Genomic DNA, 16,692 nt, shown 5'->3' with positions numbered 1-16,692 from the left:
CCGGCCGGGTAAAGGTGGAGGCCGGCCGCGCACGGCCACCGGCAGCCACACCACCAGCGCCTGGTCGAGGTCATCCTGCTCGGTCGCGGCAACGACCTGGTGCAGGCGCGCGGCAGGTGGACGGTGAAGACCAGATGTCGGCGCCCGAACGGCTTGTTCTCGCCCGACCGCGGGATGCTCCGGTCCTGGACCAAACTCAGCGCCGGCGGCGCGGATAGCACCGTCAGGTCGAGGCTGAGTTCTGTGGACGGCTGCCGTCGGCCCCCGCGCGAAAGCGGGAGACCGGGGCAGGACCGGGGCTCGGTGCCGCAGGCTGATCGGGCTCCCCGCCGGGGTGCCGATCAGCGGTATGGCGTGGCGGAGCCGGTGACGCTGCCGTCGGGCAGGTCGTCCTGCTGGTCCAGATAGAAGCGCAGGCCTGCCATGCTGCTCTCCTGGTCGCCGCCGGGGCCGACCTGGATGTGGCGGATCGGCAGCGGTCGCCCGGCACGCGCGCCCACCGGCTCTGGCAGAGGCAGGGCCACGTAGGGCACGATCGTCCCGCGTGCGACGCGGAATTGCAGGTCAGGCGGGGACATGTAGAGCTGGGGCTCGTGACGGTAGATCAGGCGCCACTCGTCATCCTCGGCGAAGCCCGGGTGCTTGCAGGCGGTGGCGAAGTCGATGATGCCGACCTCCAAGCGGTACGCGAACTCGTTCTGCACCGCCACGTCGTACGCCTGACACTTGTCAAGGACGGCGACGAAGCCGCAGACCAGGTCCTCGCACAGCTTTTCCTGCCGAGCCCGGTCGTAGATGACCTTACTCAGGCGCAGGCCGAGGTTCGCCCCCGTCGCCCACCCGTGGGCACCCTTGGGCGCGAACTCGAGCGCGTAGGCGCCGCCGCCGGTGCCGGCCTCGGTGTAGCCGCGCCACTGACTCAACCGGTTGCCCTTGGCACAGAAGCACGTGCAGCAACGGGGTGCGACTGCACATGGCTCGCGCGCTGATCGCCTCCGGACACCCCGCGCAGGCCGAGGAGCTGGCACGCATCATCCTGACCGTGTACCCGGCCACGGACGGGCTGCGCCTACAGGCGTCGAATCTGCGGGCCCGGGCTCTGGGCCGCCTGGGACGCCACCGCGAGGCCGTGGACGAACACACCGCTCTCCTGGCGACAGCCACAGCGATCCACGGTGAGGACGCCAGAGTGCTGCTGTCGGTCCGCGTCAACCGACTCCAGCAGCTCGCCTTCCTGGCAGAGCACGACCTGGTCGAGCGCGAGCACCGTGCCCTGCTCCTCGCCCTCGCCGACGAGGACCCACTGCGAGGGGCCGTGAGCGGCGCCCGGGCCTTCACGCTCAACAGCACCGGCCACCACGACGAAGCCGAGGCCATGGTGCGGGCCGCCCTCACCCACGGCGCCGACACCACCCTCCTGATGGGCCTGGCCCGTAGCCTGCGGGGCCAAGGCCGCCACGAGGAAGCCCTCCAGATACTCGCCGACACCGAGGCCAGGCACCAGCAGGCCCGCGACGGCGAGCACACCAGCCTCCTCCACACCCTCACCGCCCAGACCCTGCTCGGCCTCGACCGACCGGACGAAGCCGAGCCCCGAGCCCGCCGAGCAGTCGAAACCGCCCAGGCCCACCACGGCCCCCATCACCACTACAGCCTGGAAGCCGCCACCACCCTCGCCAACGTCCTGGGCGCCCAACACCACCACACCGACGCCACAGAACACCTCACCCGCTGCGCCACCGCCTGGCGCCGGCACTTCGGCCCCCACCACCCGCGCACCATCGCCACCGAAACCGAACTCGCCGCCCTCCCCCGACCCTGACCCGGCGCCAGAGCCTTCGAACAACAGGTGGGTGCCGTGGCCGTGTTCGCCGAGTACGTCGCTGCCGTCCCCACCGCCCACGCCCTGTCCGACAACAACCAGCCGCTGTCGGGGTACGGAGCACGGTTGCCCCCCACAACAGGGTAGGAACCCGCAATTCCTTGGAGCCCACCGCTGAGCAGCAGGCGGCCCGCGAGGTGTTCGCGGCGGACGTGACCCGGCCCTGGTGGCCGGCGCCGGGACGGGGAAGACCTCCATGGGGCAGTCGACACGGCGGCGCGGCCCGTACGTGGTGTTCGACAAGTCGATCGCGGAGGACGCGAAGAAGCGGTTCGGTGTGAATGTGGAGTGCCGCACCGCGCACTCGTTGGAGTTCCAGAGCGTGGGCCGCACCTACCGGGAGCGGATCAACCGTTCAGCGCGCGTGCCGGCCTGGCAGACCGCGCAGCAGCTCGGGATCGGGCGGGACCTGCCGGTGAATTCCACGAGGATCAGCGTCAAGCACCAGGCCCGGCTGGTGATGGGGATGGTGCGCCGGTTCTGCTACACCACCGACCGCCAGCTGACGGCCCGTCATCTGGATTGGGCCAACGGCCTGGACACTGGTGGGCAGGACTTCGTCGCTCGCGAGCTGCTGCCGTACGCGGTGAAGGCGTGGGAGGACCTCGAGGACCCGAGCGGGGAACTACCGTTCGAACATGACCACTACATGATGATGTGGGCGCTGACCTCCCCAGTGCTCGGCGCGGACTTCGTCCTGCTGGACGAGGCGCAGGACGCCAACCCAGTGATCGCGCAGGCGGCGACGGAACTGCAGGCCGGCAGGAGCACCAGCCACCCGGAGCTGTTCCTCTTCTCCTCCTGGGGCGAGGTGCAGGAGTACGTCGAGCAGGACAGCGCCGGCTCCGATCTGAAGGCGATTGTCCAGCTGGTCGACACGCACGGCCCCGAGACGATCCTCGCCGCCGCCCAGCGCCTCACTCCCGAGGAACATGCGCGGGTGACGGTGTCGACGGCGCACAAGGCGAACCCGAGCGACTTTGACCGCTTGGACGGAGCCCCTTTTGAGGGCGGGCGGCGGAGCATGCCGGGCGCCGGCGGCATGGTGGTGCGAGCGTATGGACGTCGAGTCGACCGAGACCGTGGTGGAAGCCCGCGGCCCCGCCCGGGGGTGGTGGGCTTGTCACGGCGTTCCCGCCCACCCCGGCTCGGGGGGGGCGCCGCGTGGGCTTCGTTGTTCGTGGTGGGCGGGCCCGGCTGGCGGTCGGGGGCGTTCGCGTCGGGAGCGGCTGTGATGGGTGGGTTTGCGTGGGTGGTGTGGGGTCGTCAGGACACGGAGAGGGTGGCCATCATGCCCATGTCCTCGTGTTCGAGATTGTGGCAGTGGGCGAGGAATCTGCCGCGGTAGGCGTCGAATCGGACGGCCAGGCGGATCTCGGTGCCCGGGGAGAGTTCGACGGTGTCCTTCCAGCCGTGGTCGTAGGCGCCGGGTCCGCCCGTGTTGCGGCCCAGGACCTGGAACTGTGTGCCGTGCAGGTGGAAGGGGTGCCGTTCGGTGCTCAGTACCCGCCATTCCTCCACGGCCCCGAACTGGGGGTGCAGCAGGGGCTTTGCGGGGTCGAAGGTCGTGCCGTTGATCCGCCATCGGTCTGCGCCGCGGGAGAAGACCAGGCGGTGCGGTGTGCCGGTGGGGGTGAGGGTCTCGATGGTGGACAGGGTGGTTGGGATCGTGCTGTCGTCGCCGGCTTTCGAGGTCACTTTGAATTGCATGACCTGGCCCGGGCCTCCCGAGGCCGCGGTGTTGCGGAGCGTGACGAGTGAGCCGACGGGGTACCGGGAGAAGTCCACGACGACGTCGAAGCGTTCGCCCGGGGAGATGTGCAGGGTGCGGTGGGTGAGGGGGGTGGTCAGCAGTCCGCCGTCGCTGCCGACCTGTGTGAAGGCGCTGTCTGCGGGACCGTCGAGTGTGAGTTCGTAGCGGCGGGCGTTGGAGGCGTTGACGAACCGCAGTCGGTAGCGGACCGCGGCGACTTCGAGGTGTGGCCAGGGGGCGCCGTTGACCAGGATGACGTCGCCCTGTGCGCCGGCGGCGATGGTCTTGGCCATGTCCGGCCTGCCGAGAAGGGTGGGGTCCGAGGTGGGGTAGATCAGCTGGCCGTCCGCGTCGAAGGCGCGGTCGGTGATCATCAGTGGGATCTCTCGTGGGCCGCAGGGCAGTCCCAGCGCGGCTTCGCGTTCGTCGCGTACGACGCAGGGCCCGAACAGGCCCTTCCACACCTGCGCGCCGGTGAAGTCCATGCGGTGGTCGTGGTACCAGAGTGTCGCCGCCCGCTGGGCCATGGGGAAGGTGTAGGTGCGGGTGAGTGCGCTGGTGCGGGCCAGGGGGTCCGCCATCGAGGGCATGCCGGGCATCCCTGGCATGTCGGACATGGCGGCCGTCTTCGCCGGGTCGGCGAGGTCGGCCAGTGAGGCCGGGTAGACCAGGTCGGTGGGGAATCCGTCTTCCGTGGGCGGGGCCAGCGCGCCGTGCAGGTGGGTGGCGATCGGCACGCTCAGCGCGTTCGTGAGGGTGAGCGCGGTCGCGATGCCCTGGCGTGCTTCCAGGTAGGGCCCGGGGAAGGTGCCGTCGTATCCCCAGATCCGGGTCCGGTATCCCGGCAGGATCTCCACGTCGGCCTGACGCAGCGTCATCGCGTAGCGGTCGCCGCCGGCGCCTGTCGTCGATGGCTTCATGGGTGTCGGGACGGGCAGGGGGACGGTGAACGGCGCGGGGAGCCTCGCCGTGCTGGTCAGCTGGCCCGGGTTGAGCTCCGAGTGGGCCGAGCAGCCGGACAGTGCCGGGGTCGTGGCCATGGCGAGCCCTGCGCCTGCGGCCAGTTTCAGCATGGATCTGCGCGAGGCGGTCATGAGGCGTGCCCCTGGGCGTAGGCGGTGTCCGCGGTGGCCGGGCCGGCCTTCATGATCATCGGGAGTGTGAGGGTGACCACCGCGAACAGGGCGACCCCCAGGGGGATGTGGACCCACAGGATGTGGCTGCTGCCCATCGCCATCTCGACGTACTCGAGGAGCAGGACGGCCGTGAGCAGGATGGGCAGTTGCCGTCCGATCAGGCGCCGGCGCCGGGCCAGGAGGGCCAGGACGGTCATGCCCAGCGCGATGGTGGTGACGATCGTGGCGTTGGCGCGGTGGGTGTCCATCGCCGTGTCCTGTCCCGACAGGAACATCCCGGCCAGAACGGGCTGGGCGAAGAAGGACAGGGCGTGGATCACGGCTGTGACGCGCAGTGCGAGCAACATGGTCCTGGTCCTTTACAGGCTGGGGTCGGGGATGTGGCCGGCCTGTGCCCGCTCGGGCTGCGGCCGCTCGGGCTGCGGTGGCTCGGGCTGCGGTGGCTGGGGGTGCGGCCGCTTGGGCTGCGGTGGCTGGGGGTGCGGTGGCTGGGGCTGCGGCCGCTCGGGCTGCGGCGTGAGTTTCGCCGCCGCGATGCCGAGGAGGTATCCGCCGAGTTGGGCGCCCAGGCCGGTGATCCAGCCCGGTTTGTCCAGCATGCAGATGAGGACACCCGTGACGACCCCGGTCCGTGTCAGTACCGAGGACCACAGTCGGGGGTCGTGGACACGGGCGAGGGTGTCGGCGGACAGCGCACCGTCCTCGGCTCTCACGGCCTTGACCATGGCGCGCATGTCCTTGCCGGTGAGTGGTTCGCCGAGCACGACGAGCACGCTCCAGCCGATCAGGCCGGCGATGATCCAGCCCTGCCAGGACCACGCGGTGATCGCCAGCCACAGACCGGCGGCCAGGACGGTGATGCGGGCCAGGGGACCGAACGCCGCGGAGACCTCGATGGCTCTCAGTGGCTCGCGGACCTGGTCGCTGGTCCAGGCCGAGCGCAGGCCGGCGACGCCGATCCAGTCGGTGACCAAGCTCGCGAGCAGGACCAGGGCGGCGGTGACATGGCAGATCAGGAGCACAGGGGCGAGGGTCATGGCCTGCGCCTTTCTCGGGTCGGGTTCGATCTGACCTTCGGAGGTACCGGGCCCGGCCCGCGCCGCACTGGTCACAGTGCGGCGCGAGCCGGGCCCGGCAGAGGAACTGCGAGCCGGTCAGGACAGTTCGCGCACACCGAGCTGCGTGACGAACAGCAGGCTGTCGGCGTTGGCCCAGTACTCGGCGAGCATGCCGTCCTTGACCAGCAGCGTGTCGGTGCCGGTGAAACGGACGCGGTTGCCCACGGCCTCCTCGGAGGCGCCGGGGAAGCCGCCGGCGTAGGTGCCCTCGGCGAGCCATCGGACCACCAGGTAGTCCTCCGTCGCGATCGGGCCGACCGTGATCTCGAAGTCGAGGTCGTGCAGGATGGTGTGGATCCCGGCCACCCAGCCGTTGAGGCCCTCACGTCCGTGCACGGTGTCGTCGCCGGAACCGGTGATGGGAGCGGCGTGCGCGACGAAGTCAGGCGCGATGATCTTGTCGGTCAGGGACAGGTCGTTGTTCCACAGGGCCTTCCACGGCTCGGCGAGCAGGGCGTTGGCGGAAGCGGAAGCGGAAGCGGACATGGTTGTACTCCTTGGTGGTGGTGGTGGGATTTCGTGCCGGACATGCGACACACGGTCAAGACCGTGCGCCACAAGCTGTGGGGTGCGGTGATGCCACCGGCGCGGTGTCAGTCGCGCGTGTCGGCGCGGCGGGTGAGGACCGTGTCGATCCGGTCGGCGGCACGCTGGTCGAGGGCGGGCTGGTGGAAGGCGGGCTGGCCGAAGGCGGGCGTCGCGCCCTCGTCGCAGTGCTCGCCCGCGCCCTGGGCGTCGGTGAGCGGCAGGGCGTGGTCGGCCGGGCGGATGAGGAGCAGCGCGAGCAGTGCGCTGGTGGCGAGGACCGCGGCGCAGACGCCGAAGGCGGTGCGATAGCCGGCGGTGACGGCTTCGAGGTGGGACTGGCCGGTGGAGGCGTGTGCGGTGATGGAGCTGGCCAGGGTGCTCAGAGCGGCCAGGCCGATCACGCCGCCGATCTGGCGGGTGGTGTTGACCAGTCCCCCGGCCAGAGCGGCGTCCTGGGCGGGGACGCCTTCGAGGGACAGGGCGGTCACCTGGACGAAGGCGGTGCTCAGGCCGAGGCCGATCAGGACCACGGGCCCCAGGACGTCGGTGAGGTAGCCCCCGTGCACGCCGATCCGGGACAGCCACAGCATGCCGCCGGCCTCGGTGAGCAGGGCCGCGATCACGGATCTCCGGGCGCCGATCCGCCGGGAGATCCGCGGTGCCAGCGTGGAGCCGAGCATGTTGGCCATGGCGAAGGGGAGTTGGCCAAGACCCGCGTCCAGGGCGGTCATTCCCAGCACCTGCTGCTGGTAGAGCGACAGGAAGACGAACAGGGCGATCCACACGGAGCCCATCAGCGCCATCAGCAGGTTGCCCGCGGCGAGCCGGCCGGTGCGCAACAGCCGTGGCGGTACCAGCGCGTTGGGACGACGACGCTCGATCACCACGAAGGCCGCGAGCAGCACGACGGAGCCGACAAGGGCGCCCGGCACCCGAGGGTCCCTCCAGCCGGCCCCCCGCGCCGTGGTCAGTGCCCAGACCAGGCAGGTCAGGGCAAGGCTGACGGTGACGGTGCCCAGCAGATCGAACCGCCCGGGCCTGCGGCCCGACGCCGGTGGCGCAGAAGCCGGTGGCACAGAAATCGCCACGGCGGCCAGCACCACTACGGCCCCCAGGGCGACGGCGTAGAAGACCCAGGTCCAGCCCCACGCCTGCGCCAGGACACCCCCCAACAGGACACCGCACGCTCCCCCGGCGCCGGAGACCGCGCCCCACACCCCCAGTGCCCGGCCCCGTCCGACACCGGAAGGGAACAGTTCCATGGTCAGGGCGAGCGCAGCCGGGGCGATGGCCGCGGCGCCGACACCCTGGACGGCCCGGGCAGTGATCAGCGCGCCGGCGGAGGCCGCCAGCCCTGCGGCCAGCGAGGACCCCGCGAACAGCGCGAGAGCGACGATCAGCGTCCGGCGACGGCCGAGCAGGTCGGCCACCCGCCCTGCGGCCAGCAGCAACGCCCCGAACGCCAGACTGTAGGCGTCGACCACCCAGGTGGTACCGCTGTCCGACAGCCCCATGCCGGCACGGATGGACGGCAACGCTACGTTCACGATCGACGTGGCGACCATGATGACGAACTGCCCCGCGGCGAGCGCCGCGAGCACGGCACCCGATCGGCCGGCGGACGGCGCCGGGCCCCTCTGTGTGGCACTGAGCTTCATGCCGCACAGACTCGCGCGGCCCGCTGTCCACTATCCAGACCGGACAGTGACCGGAAACCGTCCAGCCCTGTCCACACCCGTCCGCCGGAACGCTGCTTGCCTCCCCGTGGGCGTTACCGACTGCGACTCACCGGCCTGCTGCGGGCGGAGCCCGGCCTGCTGCGGGCCGGTGGCCTCCGATCGCCAGGGCGGTGCGCGGCCCGGCGTCGGGGCGGCGGGGTGCGGGCGGCGGGGTGCGCGGTGGTGGTTCGCCGCCGGACTCAACTGCCCGGCAGCAGCACCGGCTTGATGGTCGTGCCGCTCACCGCGTCCCGTTCGGCGTCGTTGATCGCGCTGAGCGGGTAGGTTCGCACGAGCCGGTCGAAGGGGAGGCGTCCCTGGCGCCACAGCTCCAGCAGGTGCGGTATGAACAGTTGGGGCACGGCGTCGCCCTCGAGGACGCCCTTCACGTTCTTGCCCTGCATCAGGGCGGCGGCAGGAAGGGTCAGGGGCTGTGAGGGGGCGCCGACCAGGGCGACGGTACCCGTGGGCCGCAGGGCGTCGATGGCGGTGGTGATGACTTCGGGGACCCCGGTGGTGTCCAGGGCGTACTGGCTTCCTCCTCGGGTGAGTTCGCGCAGTTGCTCCACGATGTCGTCGTCGCCGCCGCGTACCGTGGCGGTGGCGCCGAGTTCGCGGGCCAGGGACAGCCTGTTCTCGTGCAGGTCGACGGCCACGATCGTGGTGGCCCCGGCAACCCGGGCGGCCATGATCGCGGACAGGCCCACCCCGCCCGCCCCGAAGACGACGATGCTGGAGCCCGCCCGGGCCCGCAGGGCGAGCAGGACCGAACCGGCGCCCGTCTGGACCGAGCAGCCCAGTGGGCCCAGCACCTCCAGCGGCAGGTCCTTGTCCACCTCGACGACGTTGCGTGCGGTGGCCAGCACATGGGTCGCGAACGACGACTGACCGAACCAACGGGCCGCAACCGCGTGCCCGTGCCGGTCGGTGACCGGGCCGGTGCCATCGAGGCCGGAGCCGGTGAGGTTGAGGCGCAGGAAGTGCTCGCAGTACGCCGGGTGCGCACCGAGGCAGTTGTGGCACGTTCCGCAGGAGTCGAAGGTGAGCACGACGTGGGCGCCGGGGGCGATGGTGGTGACGCCGGGGCCCACCGCCTCCACGATCCCGGAGCCTTCGTGTCCGGTGACCAGGGGCGGCTGTGCCATGAACCCGGGCGTCCTGGGCAGGAGGTCGGTGTGGCAGAACCCCGCTCCCACGATCCGTACCAGCACCTGGCCGTGGCCCGCGGGCGCCAACTCGAGCGGCTCGATCACGTACGGGTCACTGGCACCGCGCAGCACCGCGGCTTCGATCTTCATCGGGTCTCCTTCGTCTTCGTCTGACGTCGTGCGCGGTGCGCGGTGCGCGGAACGCGGAACAGGGAGGGTGGCAGGGCGCGGGCCGACCCGACGACGCGTCCGTTCCTGTTCCTCGCCGCCGCGGGGCCTTCGCGGGTGAGTGCCCGGGGGGTGCGCGGTGGCCCGGACAGCGACGGTCACCAGGCGTGGGCCGTGGGACCGGGCGGTGGGAGCGGGCGCCCGCTCAGGCCAGCGGCTTGGCGAGGACGGCCTTGCGGTGGCTGAAGGTCTCGATGGAGTACCGGCCGTGGTAGCTGCCCATGCCGCTTGCGCCCACGCCGCCGAACGGCAGGTCCAGGACCATGACGTGGGCCACGGGCAGGCCGTAGCCGAGCCCGCCGCAGGAGGTCTCGGCGGCGATGCGGCGCCGTGTCGTGTCGGACTCGGTGAACACGTACAGGGCGAGCGGCTTGTCACGGTCGTTGACGAAATCGATCGCCTCGTCCAGGCCGGCCACGGTGACGATCGGCAGGATGGGGCCGAAGATCTCCTCCCGCATGACCGGGGAGGCGGGGTCGACGTCGGCCAGGACGGTGGGGGCGATGAACTTGCTCGCGCGGTCACTGCCCCCGCCCACCACGACGCGCCCGGAGCCGAGCAGGGCGGTGAGCCGCTCGAAGTGCCGCTCGTTGACGATCCGTCCGTACTCCCCACACGTCGCGGGATCGGTTCCGTAGAGACCTTCGATGGCGCGCACCAGGGCGGCCTCGAGGGCGGCGGCGGTCTGCGGATCGGTCAGCACGTAGTCCGGAGCGATGCAGGTCTGCCCGGCGTTGAGGAACTTGCCGCGGGCCAGCCGCTGCGCGACCACGTCGAGATCGGTGCCGCGGTCGACGAAGACCGGGGACTTGCCGCCCAGTTCCAGGGTGACGGGGGTGAGGTGCTCGGCAGCCGCCCGCAGGACGATCCGGCCCACCGTGCCGTTGCCGGTGTAGAAGATGTGGTCGAAGTGCTCGGCCAACAGGGCCGTGGTCTCGGGGATCGCGCCCTCGACGAGGGCCACCGCCGCGGTGTCGAGGTAGGCCGGCAGCAGCCTGGCCAGCGCCGCGGACGTGGCCGGGGCCAGCTCGCTCGGCTTGGCCACCACCGCGTTCCCCGAAGCCAGCGCGCCGACCATCGGAGCGAGCAGCAACCCGGCGGGATAGTTCCACGGGGCGATGATCAGAACGACCCCCAGCGGGTCGTACTGGGTCCACGCCGATGCGTCCCGCCCCAACTGCGGCGGGATGGCCACCGCCTCGGGAGCCAGCCACGTGTGAAGGTGGTCCAGGGTGTGGTCGATCTCCCGGAGCGTGAAATCGATCTCCGTGCGGTACGCGTCACCGGACGGCTTGCCGAGGTCGGCGTGAAGGGCGGAGGCCAGATCCTCACCGCCCTCGACGAGCATCGCGCGCAGCGCACGCAACTGCGCCGTGCGCCACTGCAGGGGCTTGGTACGGCCGGTACGGAAGGTGGCACGCAACCGCGCCACGATCTCGACCGGCGACTGGGAGCTGATGGGGTTCACGGGGGACCTCGCTGAGAGTGCGGCGCGACCGAGGTCGGCCGGGCGTGACAGACGAAAGGAAGCGGGTGACGGACGCAGGGAGCGGGTTGCTCGCGCGGCCCTTCGATCGACCGCCCGCACAGGGCGTCGTTCGATGTGACCTGGACGGTGACGGAGCGCTGTCGACTTTCCGGGGTCGACGGTGACGGGGACCGTCCGCTCCCGTGCGCGCGTGCCCGTCCCGCCGATGCCGCCGGTGTCCGCGGTGTCGCCGGTGGCGCCGGTGGCGCCGGTGGCGGGGTGGCGCGGTGGCGGGGTTACGCGGTCTGGTTCTCGGCGGGCCGGGCCGGTGCGAGGGAGGTCCGCAGCGGGGCTTCCTCGATGAACAGGCAGAACAGCAGGGCCAGGAGCGCGCACGGGGCGGCGTAGAGGAAGACGTCCGCGATGCCGTGACCGTAGGCGCTCTCGAGCCAGCTGCGGACCGCAGCGGAGAGCTGGTTCATGGCGGGCAGTGAGCCGCCGGCGGAGGCGTGGACCGCTTCGGCCCGTGCCTGGGGGGCGAGGTCGCCGATGGTGGCGGCGCCGTGGTGGGCGATACGGGAGGACATCAGGGAGCCGAGGACCGCGACGCCCCCCGCACCGCCCAGGGAACGGAAGAAGGTGATCACGGAGGAGGCGGCGCCGAGGTCGCCCGCGCCGACCTGGTTCTGGGCGGACAGGACGAGGTTCTGCATCATCATGCCCACCCCGACCCCGAGCAGGGTCATGGAGAGGGCGACCTGCCAGTAGGGGGTGTCGTAGCGCATCAGGCCGAGCAGACCCAGACCCGCGGTGAGGAAGACACCACCGCCCACCAGCCAGCCCTTCCAGCGGCCGGTGGAGGTGATGAACCGGCCCGAGAGCGTGGAGGAGACGAACATGCCGGCGATCATCGGGACGGTCATGATGCCGGAGGTGGTCGGTGACTCGTCGCGGGCGAGCTGGAAGTACTGGGAGAAGAAGACCGAACCGCAGAACATGCCGACACCGACGAACAGCGAGGCGAGCGAGGCGAGCGTGATGGTGCGGTTGCGGAACAGGCGCAGCGGGATGATCGGGTCGGTGGCGCGGGTCTCGGTGAACACGAACAGCAGCGTGAGCAGGACGGTGGCGCCGACCATGGTGAAGGTCTGCCAGGACAGCCACGGGTACGTGTCGTCGGCGAAGGTCACCCAGATCAGCAGCAGCGAGGCGGCCGCGGTGATGAGGAACGCGCCACTCCAGTCGACCTTGACCTTCCGCTGGGCGACGGGCAGGTGGAGCGTCCTGTGCAGGACGGCCAGCGCGATCAGCGCGAAGGGGATGCCGACGAACAGGCAGTAGCGCCAGCCGAGCCAGTGGGTGTCGGTGATGACGCCCCCCAGCAGCGGGCCGCCGGCGGTGGCCAGGGCGAGGGTCGCACCGGTGTAACCGGAGTAGCGGCCCCGCTCACGCGGGGAGATCATCGCCGCCATGACCACCTGGACCAGGGCGGTCAGACCGCCCGCGCCCAGGCCCTGCACCACACGGGCACCGATCAGCATCGCCGGACTCTGCGCCAGACCCGCGATGACCGAGCCGACGATGTAGATGACCAGGGACATCTGGACCAGTGCCTTCTTGCTGACCAGGTCGGCGAGCTTGCCCCACAGCGGGACGGAGACGGTCAGCGAGAGCAGCGCTGCCGTGACGACCCAGGTGTAGGCGCTCTGACCGCCGCCGAGGTCCTTGATGATCGTCGGCAGCGCGTTGGTCACGATCGTCGAGGACAGGAGCGCGGCGAACAGGCCCACCATCAGGCCCGAGAGCGCCTTCATGATCTGCCGGTGCGTCATGGACGCGTTCGCGTCCACACCCCCGTGCCCGGGCGCGCCCTTCGGCTTCGCGTGGACGTGCGCACCGGCCGGTGCGATGGTCGCCGTGGTCTTCCTTCTCTGATGCCGGTCCGCGGCCTCGTCCAGTTCCAGGCCCGGGGTGGGGAGCGGGTCGCTCGGCGCGGTACGGGTGTCGGCTCGGGTGGTGGTCCGGGTGTCGGCTCGGGTGGTGGTCCGGGTGTCGGCTCGGGTGGTGGTGGTCATGGCGTGTCTCTCGGGGTCGACGTGGCTGGGCGGTGCGGGGGGCGACCTGCGCGCATCGGTCTCAGGGGCCGGGTGTCGGGTCGCCGGTTCCTCAGGCGCTCGCCTTGAGGGTGTCGTCGAGCCAGTCGTAGATGCGGGCCTGGGTCAGGCGCATCGCACCGGGGTGGCAGTGGGCGCCGGCGCCCTCCTCGGCGGTGAAGAGCATGAGGGTCTTGGGGCAGGTGAGGTGGTCGTAGAGCTGTTCGGGCTGGCCGTTGAAGAACATGTCCTGCTCGGCGTCGCAGACCAGGGTGGGGCACCGGATCTGCTCGGCGATGCCGCCGGCGAGGGTGTAGTCGAGGTAGGAGGCGTTGAAGGCCCGGGGGGTGTCGACGCCCATGACGTACATGCCGTGGTTGATCGCCCACCGCGCGATCGGGTCCTTGGCCATGATCGCCTCCAGGGCGGCGTCGAGGTCGGGCGCCGACGGCGCGCGCAGGAGCCGCTCGGCCTCCTGGCGGCTGCCGGGGATGTTGCGCACCGAGGTCTGGCCCAGGTCGTAGAGGCCGTCGACGGCGACCAGCGCGGCCAGGCGGTGCTCGAACGCGGCCGCCCTGGGGGCGAGGATGCCGCCCATGCTGATGCCCAGCAGCGCGATACGGTCGTTGTCGACGTCCGGGAGGGTCTGGGCGAAGTCCACGACCGGGGTGACAACGTTCTCCCAGTCGGGGCGGAAGACCATGTCCTGGTGGTGGCGCGGACCGGGCATGCCGGGGCCGTCGAAGACCAGCACGGTGTAGCCGCGCTCCACGCCGGCCATCGCCCCGAAGAAGTGCAGTTCCTCCGCGGTGCCGTCGAAGCCGTTGTGCATGATCAGCGTCGGCCGCGGGGTCCCCGAATCGTCCACCCGGTACAGGTAACCCGGCAACGTGGTGCCCTCGTACGGGATGGCGACCGGGGTGATGACCGGGGTGAACAACGCGGCCGCCGCCCGGAAGCAGGCCACACTGCGGTCGTAGGCGTGCTCGTGACGCGGGTCGCAGGGGTGGCCGTGCAGGAAGAACTCCGCGGAGCGGTAGTAGTTCGAGGCCCGCAGGAACCCGTCGCGGGCACTGACCCGGTGACCGGCCGCCAACGCCCTCTGCGCCTCGCCCGACACCCGGTCCGCGGTGGCCAGCCACTCGGTGTACCAGCTCGCGTAGTCACCCTCCACGATGCGCTCACCGGTGGCGACGACCTCACCGAAGTCGGCCCCACCGTAAGCGATGTGACTCATCGACCGCAGGGTCTCGTACCAGAACTGGATGTTGTTCGGGAACAGCAGCTGCTTCATCGCCCACACTCTCCTCAGACACGTTAAGCACTGATCTGTGCTTACGAGAGGGACTGTAGACCCACCGGGCGCCATAAAGCAAACATCTGTGCTTACGATGTGGGGGTGACGACGACACCACCGACCCCACGCACCCGCAAGAGCCCCGAACAGGTCCGCACCGCCACCCACCAGGCCGTCATCGACCTGCTCTGCGACCCCCAGGGCGAAGACCTCACCATCCCCGCCATCGCCCACCGCGCCGGCGTCAACCACACCAGCATCTACCGACGCTGGGGCAGCCTCGACGCCCTCCTGGCCGACATGGTCACCACCCGCCTCGAGAGCACCTCACCCCTCAACGACACCGGCACCCTGCGCGGCGACCTCCTCGCCTGGGCCCAGGCCAGCGCCGCCAGCATCCGCACCCCCGAAGGACGCGCCCTGGTACGCGCCGTCATCCTCTCCATGCCCAACACCACCCAGAGCCAGGACGAACGCGCCCAACACTTCCGACGCCGCATGCACTCCATCGAACAGATCCGCGAGCGGGCCACCACCCGCGGCGAAACACCCCCACCCCTCGAACAGATCCTCGACCAACTCGTCGCGCCCTTCTACCTACGCGCCATCTTCGGCATCGACCCACCCACCACCGGCTACCCCGAAACCCTCGTCAACCGACTACTCGGCAACGAACACCCACACCCCACCAACCACTGACACCCCCCCGAGCGGCGCGGACACAACCCCCGCCCCCGCACCACACACCCAAACGGAGCGGGGCAAGGCTGGGCTGGGCTGGGCGGAGTGGGACGGGGCGGGGCGGGGCGGGGCGGGGCGGGCTCGCCGCACCGCACCGCGTCGACACGGAACCCCGGCGCCCCCCGCTCCGGGAGGCGCACGCCCCCGCCGCCAACGACGGCGCCGCGCTCGGTGGCAGCCGCGGCCGCGGACATACGTGCCGCCCCGGCCAGCACGAGCCCGGACACGAGGGAAGACGCGGGCCAGGACATCCGAGCGCATCAGGCCGGCCGCCGCGCGCTACCGGGCCCGCTCTCGTACGCGTCCGCGCCTGTCGAGCGCAGCCGGGCCCCCGACCACTGCGCAGCCGGCAACTGCGCGAGCCATCGCAGTCGCAGCACCGGCGACGCCACACGCCACTGCTGCTCCCCCAAACAGCAAGAACCGCCTCGCTGGACCCGTGACCCCCCACCCGACCGATCCGGCCGACGGTCGCACCCCTCGACCCGACCCAACTGCCCCAGCCGCCCCGGCTGGCGCGTGTCCCGGCTGCCACCACCCTCCTCACCCGACCGGACCGAGGACAGGCCCACATTCGAGCCCGACAGCCAGATGCGGGATGCGGGATGCGGGATGCGGCGATGCTCGCGCTCAGCACCACCACCCACAGCGCGCGCAGAGCGCCCACTGGGGCCTGAGCGAACAAGAGCCACGGCCCGGGGACGGCTCACGGACAGGCAAGCCGACATCGCCGACCCCAACCAGACGGCAGGTAACGCGAGCACCGAACCGGCCCCGAACGGGCAAGGGCCCAGGCCCCGGGGGCGGTCCACAAGCAAGTGAACCGGCATCGCCAGCCCCAACCAGCGGCAGAGAACACGAGCACCGAACCGGGCCCGAGCGGGCCCAGCAGACACGGCCGACACCACGAGCACCACGGGCACCAGGGACACGACGGGCACAGCCGACACGGCCGGCACAGTCGGCACAGCGAGCGCGGCCGGCACGACGGGCACGACGGGCACGGCAACGCGACGCCCGCACACGAGAGGGTCACTGGAAGTGACCGCCGTGTGAGCTGGATCCCTTTGCCGGGGGGACCCGACGGGTGTGGCCCGTGATGGTGCTCACGCGCCCCGGACGCCTCCTACCCTTCCTAGTAGGCCGCTGCCCCCTCGCCTCCACCACGCCCGCCCACCCGGCGGCCGCCCCTGCCGCACGAGCACGCCCACGGCCGGGCCTCCCGCGTTTCCACAGGTCACACCGACACGAACACCCCAAAAAGTCTCGTTTGTCCGTGTTTATCCGTCCGGGTGGCGGGCACCGGACCGCGTCCCGCCGGTCCGCTCCCTGCCCCGCGCTACGACGCCACGTCGTAGCGGACACCCCTTGGAGGCGGCCGCCGGCCCGGCTAACAATGGCTCAGTCGCCAGCTACGGCAGTGGCCCGATCCACCGCCGCAACTCCCGCCCGGCAGTCACCACCCGTGACCGCCCCGGCGCCGACCCCCATCCGCCGGACCCCACCAGGTCCGCCGCACCGCGGGACCAGGCGCCCACACGATTGAGGTCGAACTCCACATGCCCGTGATCCCCACCCGCAT

General features: G+C 71.2%; 13 protein-coding genes. 3 read left to right on the top strand and 10 right to left on the bottom strand.

The genetic code is table 11. The annotated features are described in order from the left end of the window. Positions 1-341 precede the first annotated feature (341 nt). Positions 342-923: a DUF2971 domain-containing protein gene (locus ABD323_RS22640; protein WP_344443725.1), complete on the bottom strand. Its 582-nt coding sequence runs from the start codon at positions 921-923 to the stop codon at positions 342-344. A 38-nt stretch (positions 924-961) separates the two neighbouring features. Between ABD323_RS22640 and ABD323_RS22635 the strand changes: the two genes are divergently transcribed. Both ABD323_RS22635 and ABD323_RS22630 read left to right on the top strand, forming a co-directional pair. After that, positions 962-1,822 (top strand): tetratricopeptide repeat protein, encoded by an 861-nt coding sequence (locus ABD323_RS22635; protein ID WP_425556114.1) that lies wholly within the window; start codon positions 962-964, stop codon positions 1,820-1,822. A gap of 256 nt (positions 1,823-2,078) precedes the next feature. Further along, entirely contained in the window at positions 2,079-3,230 is a 1,152-nt protein-coding gene (locus tag ABD323_RS22630) for a hypothetical protein (protein WP_344443722.1), read from the top strand. Here the strand turns inward: ABD323_RS22630 and ABD323_RS22625 are convergent. The 9 genes from ABD323_RS22625 to ABD323_RS22585 form a co-directional block, all read right to left on the bottom strand. Next, positions 3,149-4,675, bottom strand: a complete 1,527-nt coding sequence (locus tag ABD323_RS22625; protein ID WP_344443721.1) for a multicopper oxidase family protein — start codon at positions 4,673-4,675, stop codon at positions 3,149-3,151. The two genes, ABD323_RS22630 and ABD323_RS22625, sit on opposite strands and share 82 nt — an antisense overlap. 50 nt (positions 4,676-4,725) lie before the next feature. Beyond that, on the bottom strand, positions 4,726-5,118 hold the full coding sequence (locus ABD323_RS22620; RefSeq protein ID WP_344443720.1) for a hypothetical protein: 393 nt from the start codon (positions 5,116-5,118) through the stop codon (positions 4,726-4,728). 12 nt (positions 5,119-5,130) lie between these two features. Beyond that, complete coding sequence (locus ABD323_RS22615) at positions 5,131-5,808, bottom strand: hypothetical protein (protein ID WP_344443719.1); 678 nt, start codon at positions 5,806-5,808, stop codon at positions 5,131-5,133. Positions 5,809-5,925: 117 nt separating this feature from the next. Beyond that, the gene (locus ABD323_RS22610) at positions 5,926-6,375 is read right to left on the bottom strand and encodes an ester cyclase (RefSeq protein ID WP_344443718.1); all 450 of its coding nucleotides are present in this window, start codon (positions 6,373-6,375) and stop codon (positions 5,926-5,928) included. Positions 6,376-6,482: 107 nt separating this feature from the next. Continuing rightward, on the bottom strand, positions 6,483-8,075 hold the full coding sequence (locus ABD323_RS22605) for an MFS transporter (RefSeq protein ID WP_344443717.1): 1,593 nt from the start codon (positions 8,073-8,075) through the stop codon (positions 6,483-6,485). A 260-nt stretch (positions 8,076-8,335) separates the two neighbouring features. Then, positions 8,336-9,433: an NAD(P)-dependent alcohol dehydrogenase gene (locus ABD323_RS22600; RefSeq protein WP_344443716.1), complete on the bottom strand. Its 1,098-nt coding sequence runs from the start codon at positions 9,431-9,433 to the stop codon at positions 8,336-8,338. 223 nt (positions 9,434-9,656) lie between these two features. Next, entirely contained in the window at positions 9,657-10,979 is a 1,323-nt protein-coding gene (locus ABD323_RS22595; protein ID WP_344443714.1) for an aldehyde dehydrogenase family protein, read from the bottom strand. A 296-nt stretch (positions 10,980-11,275) separates the two neighbouring features. Then, on the bottom strand, positions 11,276-12,811 hold the full coding sequence (locus ABD323_RS22590) for an MFS transporter (RefSeq protein WP_344443740.1): 1,536 nt from the start codon (positions 12,809-12,811) through the stop codon (positions 11,276-11,278). Between the two features lie 334 nt (positions 12,812-13,145). Next, entirely contained in the window at positions 13,146-14,366 is a 1,221-nt protein-coding gene (locus tag ABD323_RS22585; protein WP_344443713.1) for an alpha/beta hydrolase family protein, read from the bottom strand. Positions 14,367-14,471: 105 nt separating this feature from the next. On the opposite strand from ABD323_RS22585, the gene ABD323_RS22580 reads away from it, so the two are divergent. After that, on the top strand, positions 14,472-15,068 hold the full coding sequence (locus ABD323_RS22580) for a TetR/AcrR family transcriptional regulator (protein WP_344443712.1): 597 nt from the start codon (positions 14,472-14,474) through the stop codon (positions 15,066-15,068). Positions 15,069-16,692: the final 1,624 nt, after the last annotated feature.

Origin of the sequence: Kitasatospora nipponensis, from assembly GCF_039528135.1 — a bacterium.
GTDB lineage: Bacteria > Actinomycetota > Actinomycetes > Streptomycetales > Streptomycetaceae > Kitasatospora > Kitasatospora nipponensis.
This window is presented reverse-complemented; position numbering and strand designations above follow the sequence as displayed.